The 17568-nt window shown below is 61.5% G+C and carries 19 protein-coding genes; 3 read left to right on the top strand and 16 right to left on the bottom strand.

Annotated features, from left to right (window positions below; genetic code table 11):
• Nucleotides 1–88: 88 nt before the first annotated feature.
• The 5 genes from hpaH to Q1A89_RS14100 are packed head-to-tail and all read right to left on the bottom strand — an operon-like array spanning nucleotide 89 to nucleotide 4646.
• The gene (gene hpaH / locus Q1A89_RS14120; RefSeq protein WP_299729419.1) at nucleotides 89–889 is read right to left on the bottom strand and encodes a 2-oxo-hept-4-ene-1,7-dioate hydratase; all 801 of its coding nucleotides are present in this window, start codon (nucleotides 887–889) and stop codon (nucleotides 89–91) included.
• Nucleotides 886–1740, bottom strand: a complete 855-nt coding sequence (locus Q1A89_RS14115; RefSeq protein WP_299730544.1) for a fumarylacetoacetate hydrolase family protein — start codon at nucleotides 1738–1740, stop codon at nucleotides 886–888. The genes hpaH and Q1A89_RS14115 overlap by 4 nt, the downstream gene beginning before the upstream one ends.
• A 26-nt stretch (nucleotides 1741–1766) precedes the next feature.
• On the bottom strand, nucleotides 1767–2750 hold the full coding sequence (hpaD, locus tag Q1A89_RS14110) for a 3,4-dihydroxyphenylacetate 2,3-dioxygenase (protein ID WP_299729416.1): 984 nt from the start codon (nucleotides 2748–2750) through the stop codon (nucleotides 1767–1769).
• Nucleotides 2750–4261: a 5-carboxymethyl-2-hydroxymuconate semialdehyde dehydrogenase gene (gene hpaE / locus Q1A89_RS14105; RefSeq protein ID WP_299729413.1), complete on the bottom strand. Its 1512-nt coding sequence runs from the start codon at nucleotides 4259–4261 to the stop codon at nucleotides 2750–2752. The genes hpaD and hpaE overlap by 1 nt, the downstream gene beginning before the upstream one ends.
• 1 nt (nucleotide 4262) lies before the next feature.
• Nucleotides 4263–4646 (bottom strand): 5-carboxymethyl-2-hydroxymuconate Delta-isomerase, encoded by a 384-nt coding sequence (locus tag Q1A89_RS14100; RefSeq protein ID WP_299729410.1) that lies wholly within the window; start codon nucleotides 4644–4646, stop codon nucleotides 4263–4265.
• 73 nt (nucleotides 4647–4719) lie between these two features.
• Between Q1A89_RS14100 and hpaR the strand changes: the two genes are divergently transcribed.
• On the top strand, nucleotides 4720–5217 hold the full coding sequence (gene hpaR, locus Q1A89_RS14095; RefSeq protein ID WP_299729408.1) for a homoprotocatechuate degradation operon regulator HpaR: 498 nt from the start codon (nucleotides 4720–4722) through the stop codon (nucleotides 5215–5217).
• A gap of 33 nt (nucleotides 5218–5250) precedes the next feature.
• On the opposite strand, the gene Q1A89_RS14090 is transcribed toward hpaR, so the two are convergent.
• Together Q1A89_RS14090 and Q1A89_RS14085 are read right to left on the bottom strand one after the other, a co-directional pair.
• Nucleotides 5251–6300: an NAD(P)-dependent alcohol dehydrogenase gene (locus Q1A89_RS14090; protein ID WP_299729405.1), complete on the bottom strand. Its 1050-nt coding sequence runs from the start codon at nucleotides 6298–6300 to the stop codon at nucleotides 5251–5253.
• 127 nt (nucleotides 6301–6427) lie between these two features.
• Nucleotides 6428–6874 carry a MarR family transcriptional regulator gene (locus Q1A89_RS14085; protein ID WP_299729402.1) on the bottom strand — a complete coding sequence of 149 codons (447 nt, stop codon included), beginning with the start codon at nucleotides 6872–6874 and terminating at the stop codon, nucleotides 6428–6430.
• 90 nt (nucleotides 6875–6964) lie between these two features.
• Here Q1A89_RS14085 and Q1A89_RS14080 point away from each other — a divergent pair, with 90 nt between their 5' ends.
• Nucleotides 6965–7402 carry an ABA4-like family protein gene (locus Q1A89_RS14080; RefSeq protein ID WP_299729399.1) on the top strand — a complete coding sequence of 146 codons (438 nt, stop codon included), beginning with the start codon at nucleotides 6965–6967 and terminating at the stop codon, nucleotides 7400–7402.
• Nucleotides 7403–7408: 6 nt separating this feature from the next.
• Here Q1A89_RS14080 and Q1A89_RS14075 read toward each other — a convergent pair whose 3' ends face one another.
• A complete protein-coding gene (locus Q1A89_RS14075) occupies nucleotides 7409–8434 on the bottom strand; it encodes an alpha/beta hydrolase (protein ID WP_299729396.1) in 1026 nt (341 codons plus the stop codon).
• The gene (locus Q1A89_RS14070) at nucleotides 8435–9358 is read right to left on the bottom strand and encodes a sterol desaturase family protein (protein ID WP_299729394.1); all 924 of its coding nucleotides are present in this window, start codon (nucleotides 9356–9358) and stop codon (nucleotides 8435–8437) included.
• Nucleotides 9359–9523: 165 nt separating this feature from the next.
• On the opposite strand from Q1A89_RS14070, the gene Q1A89_RS14065 reads away from it, so the two are divergent.
• Complete coding sequence (locus tag Q1A89_RS14065) at nucleotides 9524–10135, top strand: TetR/AcrR family transcriptional regulator (protein WP_299729391.1); 612 nt, start codon at nucleotides 9524–9526, stop codon at nucleotides 10133–10135.
• 45 nt (nucleotides 10136–10180) lie between these two features.
• On the opposite strand, the gene Q1A89_RS14060 is transcribed toward Q1A89_RS14065, so the two are convergent.
• The 7 genes from Q1A89_RS14060 to Q1A89_RS14030 form a co-directional block, all read right to left on the bottom strand.
• Complete coding sequence (locus tag Q1A89_RS14060; protein WP_299729388.1) at nucleotides 10181–10426, bottom strand: MoaD/ThiS family protein; 246 nt, start codon at nucleotides 10424–10426, stop codon at nucleotides 10181–10183.
• Entirely contained in the window at nucleotides 10419–12677 is a 2259-nt protein-coding gene (locus Q1A89_RS14055; protein ID WP_299729385.1) for a xanthine dehydrogenase family protein molybdopterin-binding subunit, read from the bottom strand. Before Q1A89_RS14055 ends, Q1A89_RS14060 begins: the two co-directional genes overlap by 8 nt.
• Complete coding sequence (locus Q1A89_RS14050; protein WP_299729382.1) at nucleotides 12674–13156, bottom strand: (2Fe-2S)-binding protein; 483 nt, start codon at nucleotides 13154–13156, stop codon at nucleotides 12674–12676. Before Q1A89_RS14050 ends, Q1A89_RS14055 begins: the two co-directional genes overlap by 4 nt.
• Nucleotides 13156–14016 carry a xanthine dehydrogenase family protein subunit M gene (locus Q1A89_RS14045; RefSeq protein WP_299729380.1) on the bottom strand — a complete coding sequence of 287 codons (861 nt, stop codon included), beginning with the start codon at nucleotides 14014–14016 and terminating at the stop codon, nucleotides 13156–13158. Before Q1A89_RS14045 ends, Q1A89_RS14050 begins: the two co-directional genes overlap by 1 nt.
• A 131-nt stretch (nucleotides 14017–14147) precedes the next feature.
• A complete protein-coding gene (locus Q1A89_RS14040) occupies nucleotides 14148–14588 on the bottom strand; it encodes a glycosyltransferase (RefSeq protein WP_299729377.1) in 441 nt (146 codons plus the stop codon).
• 40 nt (nucleotides 14589–14628) lie between these two features.
• Complete coding sequence (locus tag Q1A89_RS14035; RefSeq protein ID WP_299729374.1) at nucleotides 14629–16812, bottom strand: serine/threonine-protein kinase; 2184 nt, start codon at nucleotides 16810–16812, stop codon at nucleotides 14629–14631.
• Nucleotides 16813–16865: 53 nt separating this feature from the next.
• Nucleotides 16866–17423: an OmpA family protein gene (locus tag Q1A89_RS14030; RefSeq protein ID WP_299729372.1), complete on the bottom strand. Its 558-nt coding sequence runs from the start codon at nucleotides 17421–17423 to the stop codon at nucleotides 16866–16868.
• Between the last annotated feature and the right edge of the window lie 145 nt (nucleotides 17424–17568).

The raw sequence follows: 17568 nt of genomic DNA, 5'->3' as shown, positions 1-17568 counted from the left end.
ATGCGGTTCCTCGATGTGGCTCACAGTCACGCCGACGGGCGCAGAGTTCAAGCCCAACGAGGGCTGCGCACCGGTACTGTGCGCTGCGTCAGGCGAATTGGATGTCGACCGATCCGAAATCAGCAAAATTCGCGTGGATCACGCTGCCGGGCGGGCATTCGACGGGACGGATAAAGCTGCCGGACAGGATGATCTGACCCGGCGCGATGCTTTGCCCGTATTGCGCCATGCGCCGGGCGAGCCAGACGACGCTCTCGACCGGGTCGTTCAGCACGCCGGCGCCAAGGCCGGTTTCCTCGACCTCGCCGTTGCGTGTTGTGATTGCGCCGACCCAGCGCAGATCAAACGCGTCGGGTGCGTGACGCTGCGCGCCCAAAACCAGCCCCGCATTGGCGGCATTGTCCGCGATGGTGTCAAAGACGCTGCGGGTTTGGCCGCTCCGCGCGTCCTTGCGCACGATCCGGGTGTCGAGGATTTCGAGGGAGGGGGCGACATAATCCGTGGCCGCCAGTACGTCGGCGCGGGTGATGTCTGCTCCGCTCAAGGGCGCTTTCATCACGAATGCAATCTCGGCCTCGATCCGGGGCTGGATAAAGCGCCCCTGTGGCACTGTGCTGCCGGTCTGAAACGCCATGTCATCAAACAGGATGCCGCTGTCGGGGATGTCGATGTTGAGCGCATATTGCATCGCTTTCGAGGTCAGCCCGATCTTCCAACCGATCACGTGGCGCCCCTGATCCAGCTTTTGGGCGTAGATCGCGTTCTGGATGGCATAGGCGTCATCCATCCCCATGTCGGGAAAGCGCTGCGACAGCAGGCCGATCTGCTGCCCACGGGCCTCGGCGGCCAGCAGGTCAGCGGCGGCCTGTGCGTGCTCGTCGGGGGTCATGTCACCTCGTCCTCGACCGTGTTGCGCAGGGTGCCGATGCCGTTGACCTCGACCTCGACCACGTCGCCGGGTTTGAGGAATTGCGGCGGATCCAGCCGCGCACCGGACCCTGTGGGCGTGCCGGTCACAATGATGTCGCCGGGCTGAAGGGCCATGAAGGTCGAGATATAGGCGATCTCGCGCCGGATCGGGTGCATCATGCGGCTCAGCGTGTCGTCCTGGCGCAGCTCGCCATTGACCCGTGTGAGAATGCGCGCCTCGTCCAGTTGGCGGGCGTCGGAGAAAGGCACGAGCCACGGCCCCATGGACGCCGACCTGTCCCAGTTCTTGCCCTGGGTGACATTGAATTTGGCATGGCGCACCCAATCGCGGATCGTCCCCTCGTTGCACAAGGTGAGGGCGGCGATGTGGTCATAGGCGTCAGCCTCGGCAATACGCCGCCCGACCTTGCCAATCACGATGGCCACTTCGCCCTCATAGTCCAGCATATGGCTTTCCGGGGGCCGGATCAGGGGTTGGTCGTGGCCTGTGAACCCGCTGGCAAAGCGTGGGAACAGAGACATGTATTTCGGCTGTTCGCTGCCGTCTTTGTATTCCGCATTCCTGTCCGGGAAATTGACGCCGACGCAGAGGATGCGGCGGGCATTTGGCAGGACCATCTCATAGGTAACATCGGTGTGGGTGACGCTGCGGGTTTGCGCCGTTGCTTCGAGGGCGCTGAGCCCACCGTTGATCACAACATCAAACAGGGTTGGCCACCGCGGAAAAACGTCGTTGAGCGCGATCATGCCTGCCTCGGTGGCGGCGCCATAAAACGTCTCGCCCGCATGCGAGTAGGTTGCAAAGCGCATGGTCGTGCCTTTTGCCGTTGGGGCACTCATGGCGCGATGATCGGGCTGGCGGCAATGGTGGAGTCTTGCGTCTCCACCCCGACAAAATGCGATCCGTTCTTGAACCAGCTTTCCGGCGCAGGTGCCCCCCACAGCGTTTGGCGCTGAGGGTCCTGCAAGTCCCATTTGATCGGCTCCAGATCAGGATCGACAGTTTGATAGTCCGAGCAATAAATCTCGATCCGGTGCCCGTCGGGGTCCAGCACATAAAGGAAAAAGGCATTGGAAATTCCGTGCCGACCGGGGCCACGTTCGATATGGCTGACATAACCGGTCGTCGCCATCAGATCGAGCAGGTCGATGATGTTGAGAGGGGTCGGCACCCAGAATGCCACGTGATGCAGGCGTGGTCCGGTGCCGTTGGTAAAGGCCATGTCATGCACGCCGCCCTTGCGGTGCATCCACGCCGCCCACAGACGCTTGCTATCGTCATCTTCGGTATATTCGGTTACGCGAAAGCCGAAGCCAGAGTAGAATTCCACTGATGCATCAACGTCATGGGAGAAACAGTTAAAGTGATCGATGCGTAACGGCTTGACCCCGCGATAGAGGTCATATTTCTGATGGACCGACGGCAGACGGTCCATCCTGTGATAAAATTCCAGCGGTATCCCAAGGTTGTCCGAGGTCAGCAACGTGCGGCCTTGATAGGGGCGTTCGACCCAAACTGCCGGGCGGCCCTTGCCCTCAAACCAGCTCTTGGCCCGGTCCAGATCATCCTCGTCAAAGGTTTTGAAGCCCAGTACCTCGACCGTGCCCGGTTGGTCGGATTTTTGCAGGATCAGGCAGTGATGCCCGCGTTCCTCCATCGCGCGCAGGTAGATATGGGTGTCACTCTCATCCGTGACCTGCAGACCCAGCGTATCGACATAGAAGGCCCGCGAGGCGGCCAGATCAGCGACGTTCAGGCAAGCATGGGACAGGCGAAGGGTGTTGAAATCGGGATAGAGATTTGGCGCGGGCACGGGCATCAGAGAGCCCCCAATTGGGTGATCTTGTGCTGACCGGTGGCAAAGCCGATGTGCTTTTGTTCCATGTAGAACTCAAACGACCAATCGCCGCCATCCCGCCCGATGCCGCTGGCCTTGACCCCACCAAAGGGGGTGGGCAAGTGGCGCACGTTTTCGGAATTCACCCAGATCATCCCCGCCTCAAGCCGGTCGGTAAAGCGCAGCGCGCGGGTGAGGTCATTGGTCCAGACATAGCCCGTCAGACCGTAGGGCGTGTCATTGGCGATTTCCAGCGCCTCCTCCTCGCTCGCGAAGGGGATTGAGGTCAGCACGGGGCCAAAGATTTCTTCCTGCGCGATACGCATGGCGGTGTTGGCGCCGGTGAACAGGGTGGGGCGGATGAAATAGCCCTTATTCCCGACCGTCTCGCCCCCGGCGGCGATGGTGGCACCGTCTGCCTTTGCGATGTCGAAATAGGAAGTCACCTTGTCAAAGTGATCGCGGCTGATCAACGGGCCGATTTCGGTCGCAGGGTCAAGCGGATGGCCGACCTTGATCGCATTGATGCGTGCCACAAGCCGTTCCTCGAATTCGGCGCGGATCGTGTCCTGTACTAGCAGGCGACTGGACGAAGTACACCGCTCGCCATTGATCGAAAAGATCATGAAGATCACAGCATCGAGCGCACGGTCCAGATCGGCATCGTCAAAGACGATGACCGGGTTCTTGCCGCCCAGTTCCAGGTGCATGCGTTTCAGTGTGTCGGCACCCTGTTTCGTGATGATCGACCCCGTGCGGCTTTCGCCGACAAAGGCGATTGCGCGGATCAGCGGGTGTTCGGTCAGCCGCTTGCCCGCCTCTTCGCCGTAGCCGTTCACGGTGTTGAGCACGGCGGGCGGCAGGCCCGCCTCTTCGCAGATTTCGACCAGCAGGCGGGCGGTCAGCGGTGAATCTTCGGCCGGTTTGTGCACCACAGTACAGCCCGCAGCCAGCGCCGGTGCGATTTTCCATGTCGACAGCATAAAGGGCGTGTTCCAAGGCGTGATCACCCCCACGGGGCCGATTGGATTGCGCGTCGTGATATTCATCAGCGTCGGCGATTTCAGGTGTTGCCCGTCGCGCGCCTGCACCACCTGATCGGCGAAATAGCGAAAGTTCTCGGCCCCGCGCAAGGCGGCCTTCGACATGAACTTGATCGTCTGCCCCGTGTCCCAACATTCGCACAGGGCGATTTCCTCGGCCCGCGCCTCGATGGCGTCGGCGATGTTCAAAAGGATGCGGCGGCGCTGCGTGGCGGGCATGTCGCGCCATGCGGGAAAGGAGTCTGATGCGGCCTGTGCCGCGCTGTCCACGTCCGCATCCGTACTGCGCGCCACATCGCAGATGACCGAGGCATCAACCGGAGAGACGCTCTGGAATACGCCGCCCGATCCGGCCACGTCTTGCCCGGCAATACGGTTCGCGATGCCCTGTTCGCGAAAGCGGGTCAGAAAGCCGGTCAGTTTCTCGATGTTTTGATCTACTGTGCCCATGTCACCCCTCCAGATGGTCGCGAATGGTGCCCGCCTTGGGCGACAGGTCCGCGTCGATTTCCCGCATTTCAAGAGAGAGCGCGATGGATCGGGTCTCCATCACCGGGGCGAGGTGGTCGCGCGCCGCCTCGAAAAGGCGCGCAGTGGCGTCGCGTTTTACATCCTGCGGACGTCCAGCGCGCAGCCGGACCGAGATGTCGATGAACCCATGTTTGGAATTGCCGTCTGCGATGGCATAGTGATCGACCCGCACCGCCCGAACGCGGATCCCGGCCATGGGAAAGGTGTCGATTTGGGCTGCGACGCTGCGGATGTGTTCGCACAGGTCGCCCATGTCCACGACGCCGTCAAGATTGGCGGAATAGTCGATCTGAAAATGCGGCATGTGACCTCGCGTGCGGGCTATTGCTTGCTATGTTAAGTAGTTGATCCTTGCTCGGTCAAGGATATTTGTTAACATGTCAAGTAAATCCCTGTGCGGGCAATCCAACAAGGATATTGCATTGAACTCGTCGCTTCCTCCGACCCGCCGTTCGCTGCCCATCGCGCTGATCCGGGCGCGCGAACAGGCGATGCAGCCGATCCGTGAAATGCTGGCCGCGACGGGCCTGACCGAACAGCAATGGCGGGTGTTGCGGGTGCTGGCCGAGGCGGGGCCGATTGATGCCACCAAACTGTCTGACCGGGCGGGGCTGTTGTTGCCCAGCCTGACGCGGATTGCCCGCAGCATGTCCCAAAAGGGGTTGATCACACGCCAGTCCGACCCGAAGGACCGCCGCCGCCAGGTGCTGGCGATCACCCCGGTGGGCCAACGGATCATCGCCGACAACCATGTGCACGCGCTGCGGATTGTCGACGGATTCAAGGACCGTATCGGTGCAGAGAAATACGAACAATTGCTGGACTTGCTCGAGGCGTTTTCCGCGGCGTCTGATCGGGATAATACCGACAGTTGAATGTTGGATATAGAGGGGAGAAACCCTTTCCGCCTATTGCGGCAGTTCAATCTGCATTTTCACATCTGCGGGTGGCGCGGTGGCGGCAAGTTCAAAGGCCTCGATGGACTGATCAAAGGCAAAGGTGCGGGTGATCAGTGGTTTCACGTCGATGCTGCCCGATGCCAGCATCGCGACACAGCGCGGGAACACATGGGCGTAGCGAAAGATGTTTTCGACCCGCGCCTCGCGCACCATGGCCGCACCTGCATCGTACAAGATGGGCTCGGACTGGCCGCCGATCATCACCACACACCCGCCCGGGCACAGCGGTTCAAAGATGCCCTGCGCGGCGCGCGGCGATCCCGTGGCCTCAAACACCACGTTTGCACCCCAGCCATCGGTATCCCTGGCGATCCGTTTTGCGATGCTCTCTTGAGCAACATTCACGCTTGTGATGGACGGGTGCAGGCCCTGTGCGATCTCCAGTTTGCGCCCGACGATGTCGGTCACGTAGACCCGCGCGCAGCCCGCCGCGATGGCAGAAAGGGCGGTGACCAGCCCGATGGGGCCTGCTCCAAGCACCACGGCAATATCGCCAGGGCTGATCCGCGCCTTGGTTGCCGCATGCACGCCCACGGCCAGCGGTTCGACCATCGCCGCTTCGGCAAAGCTGACCGTGTCGGGCAGTTTAAAGGTGAATGCCTCGGGGTGTACGCAAGCGGCGCGCAGGATGCCGTGCACGGGCGGCGTGGCCCAGAATTTGACAGCCGGATCAACGTTGTACATCCCCAACCGAGTCGCTTTGGAGTGCGGGTCGGGAATGCCCGGTTCCATGCAGACCCGGTCGCCAATCGCCAGCGTGGACACGTCTGCACCTGTTTCGATCACCGTCCCCGAGGCCTCGTGCCCAAGGATCATGGGCGCGTTCACGACAAACGGCCCGATGCGGCCATGGGTGTAGTAATGTACGTCCGATCCGCAAATCCCGACCGTGTGCAATTTGATGCGCACATCTCGGGGGCCAAGGACCTCTTCGCATTTTTCAATCGGGACGTCGCGCAGCGACAGTGCGCCTACCTTTTCAAGAACCAGCGATTTCATGTTTTGGGCCTTTCATCTGCGCCTCCGAAAGAGGCCTCGACAGGATCACTATAGCCAATGCGAACCGCAGGGCGAGCCGCATTGAATGCCGTATGCGTTCGGGCAGGGCGCAGTTCGTGCTCAGGCCTCAGGTCAGACTCCCGGGCATGTCCGCCACAAGCCGCCCGAGCAGATCGGACAACATCGCGACCTCGTCCTCCGTCCAGCGGTCACGAAAGACGTATGATGCCTGTTTGGCAAAGGTCGCGCGCGCCTCTTCGACCTTGGTGCGCCCGGCATCCGTCAGGACCACAAAGGACAGCCGCGCGTCCCGCTCATCCGCCTGACGTGACACCAGCCCGATCTTTTCCATCGGGGCGGTCATGCGCGTGACGGTCGATGCGCTCATGTGCAGCCTGCGCGCCAATTCGACTCGCGACAAGCGATGGAGTGAGGCGCGTTCCAACTGCATCAGCAGGAACATCTCGTTGACCGACAGGCCGTGCACGGCGGAAAACTCGCCCGCTAGCCGGGCTTTGATGGCGTCGCCAGATTGCAGGAGGCGGAGGACGGGGGGGGTGAAGATATCTGTCATGGCGGATTAATAGTTCAATATACTTGCATATGCAAGCGAATCGGAAGCATATAGGCTGCAATTTTATCCCCTCATGCAAGGATACGCCCAATGACACCTGACACGATCTTTTCGCTGGCTTCGGTCCTCGCCATGGTTGGCTGGGTGGCGCTGTTGCTGTCGCCGCTCGCCCCGGTTTGGTCAGACCGCATTGCCGGTCTTGCCATCCCTGTCTTCCTGTCTGTCGGCTATTCTGCCCTATTGCTGGTCTGGGGCATGGGCGAGGGAAGCTATGGCGATTTGGCCGGAGTGTTGCAGCTGTTCAGCCGTCCCGAAGGGGTGCTCTTGGGCTGGATACACTTTCTCGCCTTCGATCTGTGGATCGGCGCGTGGATGTGCCGCACGGCGCGGGCAGAGGGCCTGCGGTTCTGGGGTGTCATTCCCTGCCTTGCGGTGACGTTCATGTTTGGCCCGGCGGGGTATCTCGCGTTTACGGTTGTCCGGGCGCTGCAGCGCAGGCGTGTCGTGCCGCATGGACCATCTGTGTGAGTCGGCTCACGGCCGAACCATCGCCTCGATCCAATCGCGAATCAGGTCCATGGAGTTGTCGGCATAGGCGCGCCGTCCGAGGACTGCGAACAGCAGCTTACGGTGCCATGGCCACTGGGACGTCAGTTGATAGTTGAAGAGGTCCGCGCGCAACAGCCCATGGCTGGCATCAGGCACCAGCGCGACGCGCCTCTGCTCCGAGAGCGGCGCCAGTTGCGCCCGATAGGTGGCTGCATCGGCGAGGGCATCAACATTCAGGTCCGCCGCACCCCAGATGGCAAGGATCGGGCCCGTCATTCCTGCCAAAAGGCCAGTCGAGTCCTCAAAATAGGACGCCGTGACAAAACGAAACCGGTCCGCATCCATGCCCACATCCACCGGGCGCACGTCCGGCGTGCCAAAGACGGCATCGTTGTGCTGGGTTTGTGCCGCAAGTTTAGCGGCGATCTGGGCCGTGCTGGACCCTTCAGCCGCCATCCGCATGCGCGCAAAATAATGGCCCTGATCACGCCATGAGACCGCTGCCCCAACCAGCACCGTGAATGCAGGCGTCATCCGGTTGGCCACGCGGGGCAAGACCCAACCGGCTTGGGAAAAGCCGAGGAACCCGACGCCTCGCGGATCCACATCCCGCATCCGGGACACGGCATTATGGGCCGCGATGGCAACATCTGCGCGGTCATCCATGCTCTGATGCAGCCATTGGCCCGTGCTTTTCCCGACCCCCGCCTTGTCCCATGAAAACACGCCGATGCCCGCGTCCAGCAGGGTGTTGATCTGCGGCAAGTAGCTGTCACCGGCAAACCGATCCTGCGGACCGTCGCCGTGCACAATGATCGCAACGGGGTAGGGCGCATCGCTCGCGGGGGCAATCAGACTGCCCGAAAGCACGGTGTCGCCGACCTCAAAGGACACCTCGTGCACAACGTGGCCCGATAGATCAAAATCGGACAGGCCGCGCCACGCCCAAGCCCCCGTGACGATCAGGACCACAACGAGGATGGCCACAGCGGGCCTGATCAGACGTGCCATCTACTGCCCCTGTTTCGTCGATGACCCTTGCAGCTTGGGCTTGGCCGGTGTCGCTTCGCCGTCGGAGAAATAGGCGGGGCGCCAAGATAGACCGCCAAATATAATCCGCATCCGATCCGAGAAGGTCCGGCACTTTTTCAAATCCGCCCAGATATGCGCGAACTCGACAAAGGTGATGGTGACCGGATTGTTGCTGCGGATATTGCGCGTCAGCCCATAGACAACCTTGTCCTCTTCGCGCGCAAATGTGCCAAACAGCTTGTCCCAGATCATCAGAATACCGCCATAGTTCTTGTCGAGATATTGCGCGTTTGAACCGTGATGGACCCGGTGCACCGAGGGCGTGTTAAAGATTTCGTCCAGCCAGCCCAGTTTGCCCACCCGTTCGGTGTGTATCCAGTGCTGGTATTGCGCCACAAGGATCAGGCCGACAATGGCTTGAAACGGGTTGAAACCCAGCAGAATCATCGGGATGAGAAAGGCCCATTCGTAAAACCCCTCAATCACGCTCAGCCGGAAACCCACGGTCAGGTTATAATCTTGCGAGCTGTGATGGACGCTGTGGCTGGCCCAGAGGATTCGGTGTTCATGTTCAAGCCGATGCATCCAGTAATAGGTGAAATCGGCCGCGAGAATGGCGAGCACCCAGGTCCACGCGGTCATCGGAATGGAGAGCGGCGTGAGGTAGTATAACGGCAGCAGCGCGACAAAGCCCAAAGACGCAATGGCGGTCCGCTCGATCACCTGATGGGCGATGAAAATGGCGCAATTTGCCAATGTGTCCTTCCAGCGCCGTTCCTTTTTGGTGGTCAGGTCGAGGATGACCTCAAACCCGGTGAGGCTGATGTTGATCAGGAAAAGACCGGCGACAACCAGCATCATCTGGTGCAGGTCAAAAAGGGAAACGAGGTGGTCGAGTGACATGGTCATACTCCGGTTTGTCTGGTGCGGGCCGGGTGGGGCGTATGTGCGAGGCATTGGGCATCCCGCAAGCATCTTGGATGGCGTGCCGATAGGAGAGTGGCCATAATTTCTCTTTCCATGTGATGAGTTAACGGATATGAACGAACGATCGTTCATTATTTAGGAATGAAAAACAGGAGCGTCAACCCAGTGTCGGACACCGAACAGCCTATCCATCCGCGCAAGCTTGAAATCGTGGAGGCCGCCGTGGCCTGTTTTCTGGAGAACGGATACCACCAGACCGGGGTACGCGACATCGCCGCCAAGGCCGGAGTGAGCCTTGGCAACCTCTACAATCACTTCAAAGGCAAGGAGGGGGTCCTCGCCTTTATCGCGCAGATCGAAGGGGCGGAGCTGGCCGGATTTATCGCGGCGCTGTCAGACCCTGCCGACCCGCGCGCAGCCATAGAGCAGTTTATCGAGGGCTATGCGGCCTACGTGTCACTGCCCGAAAACGCCTTGCTAGGGGTCGAGATCCTGACCGAAGCCACACGCAATCCGGCGATTGCTAATGTGTTTGCCGAGAACCGTGACCGGTTGATCGACGCGCTAGCCCATTGCCTTGAGGTGGGTGCACGGTCAGGCGCGTTTGCTTCATTCAATGACACGCGGGCGGTGGCTTGCGTGTTCCTTGATGCTCTGGAGGGCCATGGGTTGCGCAGTCTGTCGCTCAAGAATGAAGATCATACGACATCAAAAGCGCTGAAATCATTTTTGATCAATGGGTTGAGGTGCTGACCTCAAGTAATTTCTGAACGGGTTTCGCCACGCCCGTACATTGCTTCATCCCCCCGCCAATCGCCGCATCAGAAACACTTCGGCCCCTTCGGGAATGGTTGCTGACCAGTCGTCGCGATAGATCACACCGTCCACAACCACCGCGATCTGATTTCGGATCGGACCGGCCAGCGCGGGGTACTGCGCCTCCAGCTTGCGCAGCAGCTCGCGGATGGTCGTGGCCTCGATCCTCAGCGTCTTTTGATCGTCCGCAAGGGGCCGTAGCCCGGCCCAAAGCGTGACATCAACCATTCCCGTCCAGTGCCGCCAGAATGCGGGGCGGCGAGATCGGGATATGAGACATGCGCACGCCCACCGCGTTTGATACCGCATTGGCGATGGCGGCCAAGGGCGGCACAATCGACGTCTCGCCCACACCGCGCACGCCGTAAGGGTGGTTGGGGTTGGGGATTTCGAGGATCTGCGTGTCGATCATCGGCAAATCCGAACACACGGGAATGCGGTAGTCGAGGAAGCCGGGGTTTTGCAGACGCCCATCCGCGCCATAGACATATTCCTCGTTCAACGCCCAGCCGATGCCTTGCGCGGCCCCGCCCTGATACTGCCCTTCGACATACGAGGGATGCACCGCCTTGCCCGCATCCTGAATGACAGTGTAGCGCACAACGCGGCTTGAGCCGGTCTCGGGATCGACCTCGATATCGCAGATATGGGTGGCAAAGGACACGCCCGCGCCATCCGCGACCAGCTCGCTGTGGCCGGCGATGGGGCCGCCCGTGTTGCCCGCCTCGGCGGCCAATTCCTTGACCGACAAGGGCGCGCGGTTGCCGTGCTTGGTGCCTGCCGCGTGGGCATGGCCGTCCTCCCAATAGACATCTTCCAGCGGGATGTCCCAGGTGAGCGCGGCACGCTTGCACATCACCTTGATCGCATTGCGGGCCGCCGAAATCGTCGCCATCGAGGACGAAAACGTGCCGCGGCTGCCATCAGTCATGTCGTTGTAGCCAAGGGTGGCGGTGTCGGCGACGACCGCCTTGACGTCATCATAAGCGATGCCCAGTTCCTCGGCCGCGATCAGCGACAAAGAGGCGCGCGAGCCGCCCACATCCACCGTGCCCACGGCCAGCGTGACCGTGCCATCGGCGTTGATGTTGAGATCGGTGCAGGTCTGCCCACCAAAGTTGAACCAGAACCCGCAGGCCATGCCGCGTCCCTGATTCTTGCCCAAGGGCGCGCTCATATGGGGGTGCGATTTCGCCGCCTGCAGGGTGGGGCCGATGCCGATGGGGCCATAGACCGGCCCATAGGACGATTTCGTGCCTTCCTTGGCGGCGTTCTTGACGCGCAGATCGACCGCATCAATGCCGAGTGTGTGGGCCAGTTCGTCAACAGCGCTTTCCACCGCAAAGGCTGCCATGGGGGCCGAAGGTGCGCGGTAGGCGGCGACTTTGGGACGGTTCACCAGCACCTCGAAACCCACGGTCTGCACATTGTCGAGGTCATAGCAGGCGAATGAGGTCATCGCGCCCAGCTCGGCCCACATGCCCGGGTAGGGGCCGCTGGAATAGCGCAACGTGGCGCTGGCGGCGGTGATGCGGCCATCCTTTCGGGCGCCGATTTTCACGTCGATCGAGGTGGCACTGGTGGGGCCTGAGGCGCGGAACACCTCTTCGCGCGACATGATCAGCTTGACCGGGCGGCCTGCCTTGCGTGACAGCGCCAGCGCAACTGGTTCGGCCCAGACGTGGGTCTTGCCGCCAAAGCCGCCACCGATTTCGGATGAGGTCACCCGCAATTTGGATACCTCAAGCCCCAGCAGATCGGCGCAGTTCTGACGATAGACAAAATGCCCTTGTGTGCAGACCCAAAGATCGGCAGTGCCGTCCGTGTTGCAATTGGCGACGCAAGCATGGGGTTCGATATAGCCCTGATGGGTCTGCTCGGTCTTGTAGCTGCGTTCGACAATTACGTCGGCTTTGGCAAAGCCTGCATCTACGTCGCCGTGGCCAAATTCGGCCCGGTTGGTGACGTTGGACGGGCTTGTGGGCGCCGGTTCGATCCCGGTGGTGAAGACAGTTTCGTTCAGCACAGGCGCGTCCGTCTGCATGGCCGCATCGACATCCACCACGTGGGGCAGCACCTCATAGTCGACTTCGATCAGCTTCAGCGCCTGTTTGGCCGCCTTTTCATCAATGGCAGCCACGGCAGCGACGGCATGGCCGTCATACATCGCCTTGTCGCGCGCCATGCAGTTGTCGAGGATCGCGAACAGGTCCGCGTTGCCATTGGTGAGATCGGGAAGGTCCGCGGCAGTGACGATGGCCTTAACGCCCTTGACCGCTTCGGCCTTGGAGGTGTCGATGCCCCTGATCCGGGCATGGGCATGGGGACTGCGCAATACCCGCGCAACCAGTTGGCCCGGCATGTTGAAATCCGCGCCATAGCGGGCGCGGCCGGTGACTTTGTCTACCCCGTCGGGGCGCAAGGGCCGCGTGCCCACGGAGTTGAAGGTCTTGGACTGATAGGCGGCATCAAAGCTCATGCGGTTTCCCCCCTCATTTCACGTGCGGCGTCCTGAACGGCGCGCACGATCTTGTCGTATCCGGTGCAGCGGCACAGGTTTCCGGCAAGCCAAAAGCGGATTTCAGTCTCGCTCGGGTCCGGGTTCACTTCCAAAAGCGCCTTTGCCGCGATCAGAAAGCCCGGTGTGCAGATACCGCATTGCAGGGCGGCATGTTCGATGAACTTGCGCTGGAGCGGGTGCAGTTCACCTCCGTCCGCCATGCCTTCGATGGTCTCGATGGTGCGCCCTTGCGCCTCGGCACCGAGCACAAGGCAAGAGCAAACCACACGCCCGTCCATGATCGCACTGCAGGCCCCGCAATCGCCGGTGCCGCAGCCTTCCTTGGCGCCCATCAGGCCCAAACGGTTGCGTAGGACATCCAGCAGTGTCTCGTCCGGCTGGCACAGGAATTCCACATCATCGTCGTTGATCGTCGTGCTGACTGCTATCGAGGCCATCATTTCCCTCCTGCGCGTGTATATGCGGTCTGTGCGGCGCGGCGTGCGAGCACGCCTGCGACCTTGGTGCGGAATGCGACCGTGCCGCGTTTGTCGTCAATTGGTGTGCTGGCCGCTGAACAGGCGGCGGCCAGTGCATCAAGGGCTGCGTCATCAAGGCTGGTGCCGATGATCGCCTCTGCCGCGGCGTCAACCAACATCACGGTCGGCCCGACGGCCCCAAGGGCGACGCGCGCCGATGTGACGGTGCCACCCGCATCCAGCGTCAGGTTCACGCTGACGCCGACGACGGCGATGTCCATTTCGGTGCGCGGGATAAAACGCAAGTAAGCATCGCCCGCCTGCGCCGCGCGCTTGGGCAGTAGGACCGCTTCGATGATTTCTCCCTTGGCGAGTGAGGTTTTGCCCGGTCCCGTGGGGATGTCGATCACTGCCGCCTCGCGGGTGCCGTTTGGCCCCGCAATCCGCACCCGCGCATCGGCGGCCACAAGCGCTGGCACGCTGTCAGCGGCAGGCGAGGCATTACAGAGGTTGCCCGCAACCGTGCAGCGCCCCTGTATCTGGGTTGAGCCGATCAGGTTTGCCGCCTCGACCACGCCAGGCCACGCGGCGACGAGGGCTGCATCCTCGGACAGGGCCGCGCAGGGCACGGCGGCCCCGATGACAAAGCCCGCATCGCTTTGCACGATGTCACCCATGCCCGCGATGGACTTGATGTCGACAATCAGGTCCGCTTCGAAATTGTCGTTCTGCATCCTGACCAGCAGGTCGGTGCCACCTGCCAGCACAAAGGCGGGCGCATCTGCAGCGGCCAGCAGGGCGGCAGCATCCTCGAGTGTCTGGGGTCTTTCATAGCGCACGGGGCCGGTCCCTTCTCGTCATCGGTATGTGTCCTTGTCCTTCCAAGCATCCGCCAGAGTGGGGCATCTTCGCAAGTACAAACAGCGCCGCTGATCGGTTCCAGCGCGGCGCGGGCGCTAGGTGCGCCCGTTCAAACCGGCTCGGGTGCGGGGGCAGGCTCGGCCTCTTCCACATCGCGCGCGGCGATCATCGGCAGACGTGCGATGGAGGACGTGGCCAGATCGCCAACCAGCGCTGCAATCTCGGCAGCCCCGTTCTGGCCCATGTTCTGCGCGGCGAAACGCGCCCCGGCAGCGGCCATGGCCCCACGCGCATCCCGATCCAGAAGTGTGGACAGGGCATGGGCCACATCAAAGGGTGCCGTGCGGCGCACCATCAGCCCGCATCCCCGTTGCACTGCATAGCGTGCACGGTCAATCTGGCGGTCCATCTGTTCATTCTCATTGGGCACCCACAGCGTCGGCAAGCCCGCCGCCATATGTTCGCAAAACGTGTTGTAGCCCGGCGCGGCCACGGCCACGTCAAAAGCGGGCAGATACTGCGCAAAAGGATAGCCGGTCAGGCGGGCCACCGATTGTGGCAGATCAAGGCGGTACTGGGCAATCTGCCCTTCACCGATTGACCGTTGTCAGGATGCGGCTGTCCAGTGAATTGATCGCGCCCAGGCGCTGGGCCAGCGCATTCGCATAGCCGCCTGCGGATTCCGTGGTCGGGCGCAGGCCTTCGAAAATCTGCTGATCCGAATGGATGGCGATGATCTTGGTTTTGCCCAGCGAAGTATCATCCACCACAAAGGCCAATTTGCCACCGTCCCGCCCGTCGGCAATACTGTGGGCCACGCGGATCCGTATGTCTCCGTCACGGCCATCGCGCAGCGTTTCAAGGTCATTGTCCGCAAACAGCAGGTTGGGCAGCAGGTGGAACACGTTGCCCGACACATCCAGCGCCGACACATAGAGATAGCCTTCGGTCATCTCAGGCGGGATCACCACCTCGATGATCGGGTTTTCCCCGACAAGGAAAGTACCGGCATGGTTGGCGGTCGGGTTGCTGCCCTCTCTGAAATCGAGGCGCACACCCGCCTCGGGCACGTTGGGCAGGACGCCGTCGATCAGGCACAGGGTCGGGTTCAGCACCTGAATATCAAGGCGCAGGGTGCGGTCGCCGATCGTATCAATCAGCCGGTTGGCCAGCGCATCGCGGGTCGCTGTGCTGTCGACGCGGCCCACAACACTCACCTGCGCGCCATTCGGATAGCCGGTCGGCGGGGCGTCCAGAACGTTTAGATCGCCGCAGGTCTGATAGGTGGCAAGGATTGGCGTCAACGCCTGCGCACTCAGAATGCGCGGGCCCAGATCAATCGCCGCACTCACCTCGAACGCGCCCCGCATGTCAGGGAGGTCGAATGCGGAGATCAGCCTGTCCCGCTCGGCCCGGTCATAGGTCAGGCCTGTGATCCGAGCGGTGGTTTCATCGGCGCGCACCTCCCATTCGGGCAGATGGCGCACGGCCTCGATCAGGCGCAGGACGTCAGGGCCCCAACTGTCGGGTATTGCGCCGCTGGCAAGGGTCAGGTCGGGTGTGCCGCCCGTTTCGGTGATCAGTGCGCCAAGTGTGTCGTGCACGGACTCCGAGGGCACGTGACCCTGTGCCACGGGTTGTTCGTTTTCGTCGCGGGACACCAGCAGGGTATAGGGTTCGACTACCGGATAGCGGGGCCCGAGCAAACCGTCGATGGCGCCTGAAAAATACGCAACCAATCCGGTGGCGGTGACCACAAGCACTGCAAGCACCAGCATCATCGGCCCGCGTGACTTGCGCGGTTCCGGGTCGTCTGGCGGTGCGGGTGTGGGCGTCGGGGCGGGGGATTGCGGCTCAACAATGGTGGCCACCTCGGACAAGGCCGGTTCGTCCCGTTTCGAACGCGGCATAACCACGGTGCGGTCGTCATCAGTGGCCTCGGGCGCGGGATTGCGCCCGTCAATCTCGTCCAGCACCTCCTGGGCCGCTTGCAGGCGGTGATCGCGATCGGGCCGGGTCATGCGATCAATCAGGGTCTTGAGCGGTTCGGGCACGCCCTCGGTGTCCAGCGGCAGGGACTTGATGTTGACGACATTCATCAGGTTGCTGCCGATATTGGGACGCTTGCCTCGAAAGGTAGACAACAACAGCGCGCCAAGCGCGTAGATATCTGCGCGCTCGTCTGTCTGCCCGCTCAGCTGTTCAGGCGCGGCATAGGCGTATTTGCCTGCAAATTCGTTGCCGACAATGGTTTCGGCGCCCGGATTAGTGTCTTTTGCGATGCCGAAGTCGATGATTACTGCATCATTGGGGTCGCCATTTCGCAGGATGATATTGTCAGGGGACAGATCGCGGTGGACGATGTTCTTGGCATGGGCGGCGCGCAGCCCCTCTGCCACCCGGCGACAAATGGTGATCACATCTTCGGCGGACATGCCGCCATCCTTGATCTTTTGATCAAGACCGGGCCCATCGACATAGTCCATAACCAGATAGACATGCCCGTCATCGGTGCGCTGGTTGTCGTAATAGCGCACAATGGCGTCATGGCGGATCTCGCGCATGGCCTCCTCGCGCGTCATCAGCGCAAGGAAATCCTCGTTGCGGGAAAACTCGGCTCGCAGCGCCTTGACCGCGACCACACGACCGGAAATCTCGCTGACCGCGCGGTAGACTTCGGAGGTGCCGCCAAGGCCAAGAACCTTGTCGATCCGGTAGGTGTTGTTCAACACATCCCCGATTTGGAAGATGCCGGGGTTGTCGCCTGCAGTCACGTGTGGTCCTCGCCCCGTTTGGGATCAGTAATGTTGCGCCGTACGGGGGCGGGCTAGCTCAGCGCCTGGAACTCGACGCGCCGGTTGACATCCGCGCGAGGGTTTTCGGCGTCATAGGGGAATTCCTCGCCCACGCCCAGGGCCTCCATCCGGTCATCCGGATAGCCGCAGTCAGAGACGAGAAACCGTTTGACCTCTTCGGCGCGCAGTTTGGACAGACGCTTGTTGTAGTCGGCTGAGCCCGACGAATCCGTGTGGCCCAGAATGCGCACCATCTGAACATCGGCGGATTTCAGCGCATTGCACAGCGCGACCAGCTTGGGCTTTTCATCCTCGCGCAGGGCAGCGGAGTCAAAGTCAAAGGAGACGCTGATATTCACCTGCTCGTCCTTGGGAATGATCGTGGCGACATCTTCGGGAACAGTCGCAGGTTGGGCCGCGGCAGACTCTGTGGCGGGCTTGGAAAGCACGAGCCCCCGGGTCTTCTGCTTTTTGAAATTTTCCGCCATTTCTTCGACGGAGGGCGTTGAATCGTCCTGCGCCATGGCCGGAACAGCGAAACTGATCGTTGCAGCTGCAAGCGTGGCCAGCAGTGTATTGAAACGTGTCATCGTGGCAGTTCCTTCACAAAAAAAATATGCGGGTAATGCCTCAAAACCCTATCGCAACCCTGTAATGATGCCAACCTTTTCGCGGCGCGCCAAAGGTTCAGGCATGGTTTTGCCGGACTGATCAAACGCGGTATGCGCGCCTCGA

This window comes from uncultured Tateyamaria sp. (genome assembly GCF_947503045.1).
Lineage (GTDB): Bacteria > Pseudomonadota > Alphaproteobacteria > Rhodobacterales > Rhodobacteraceae > Tateyamaria.
Note: the sequence above shows the minus strand (reverse complement) of the source record. Positions and strands in the feature narration are given on the sequence as shown.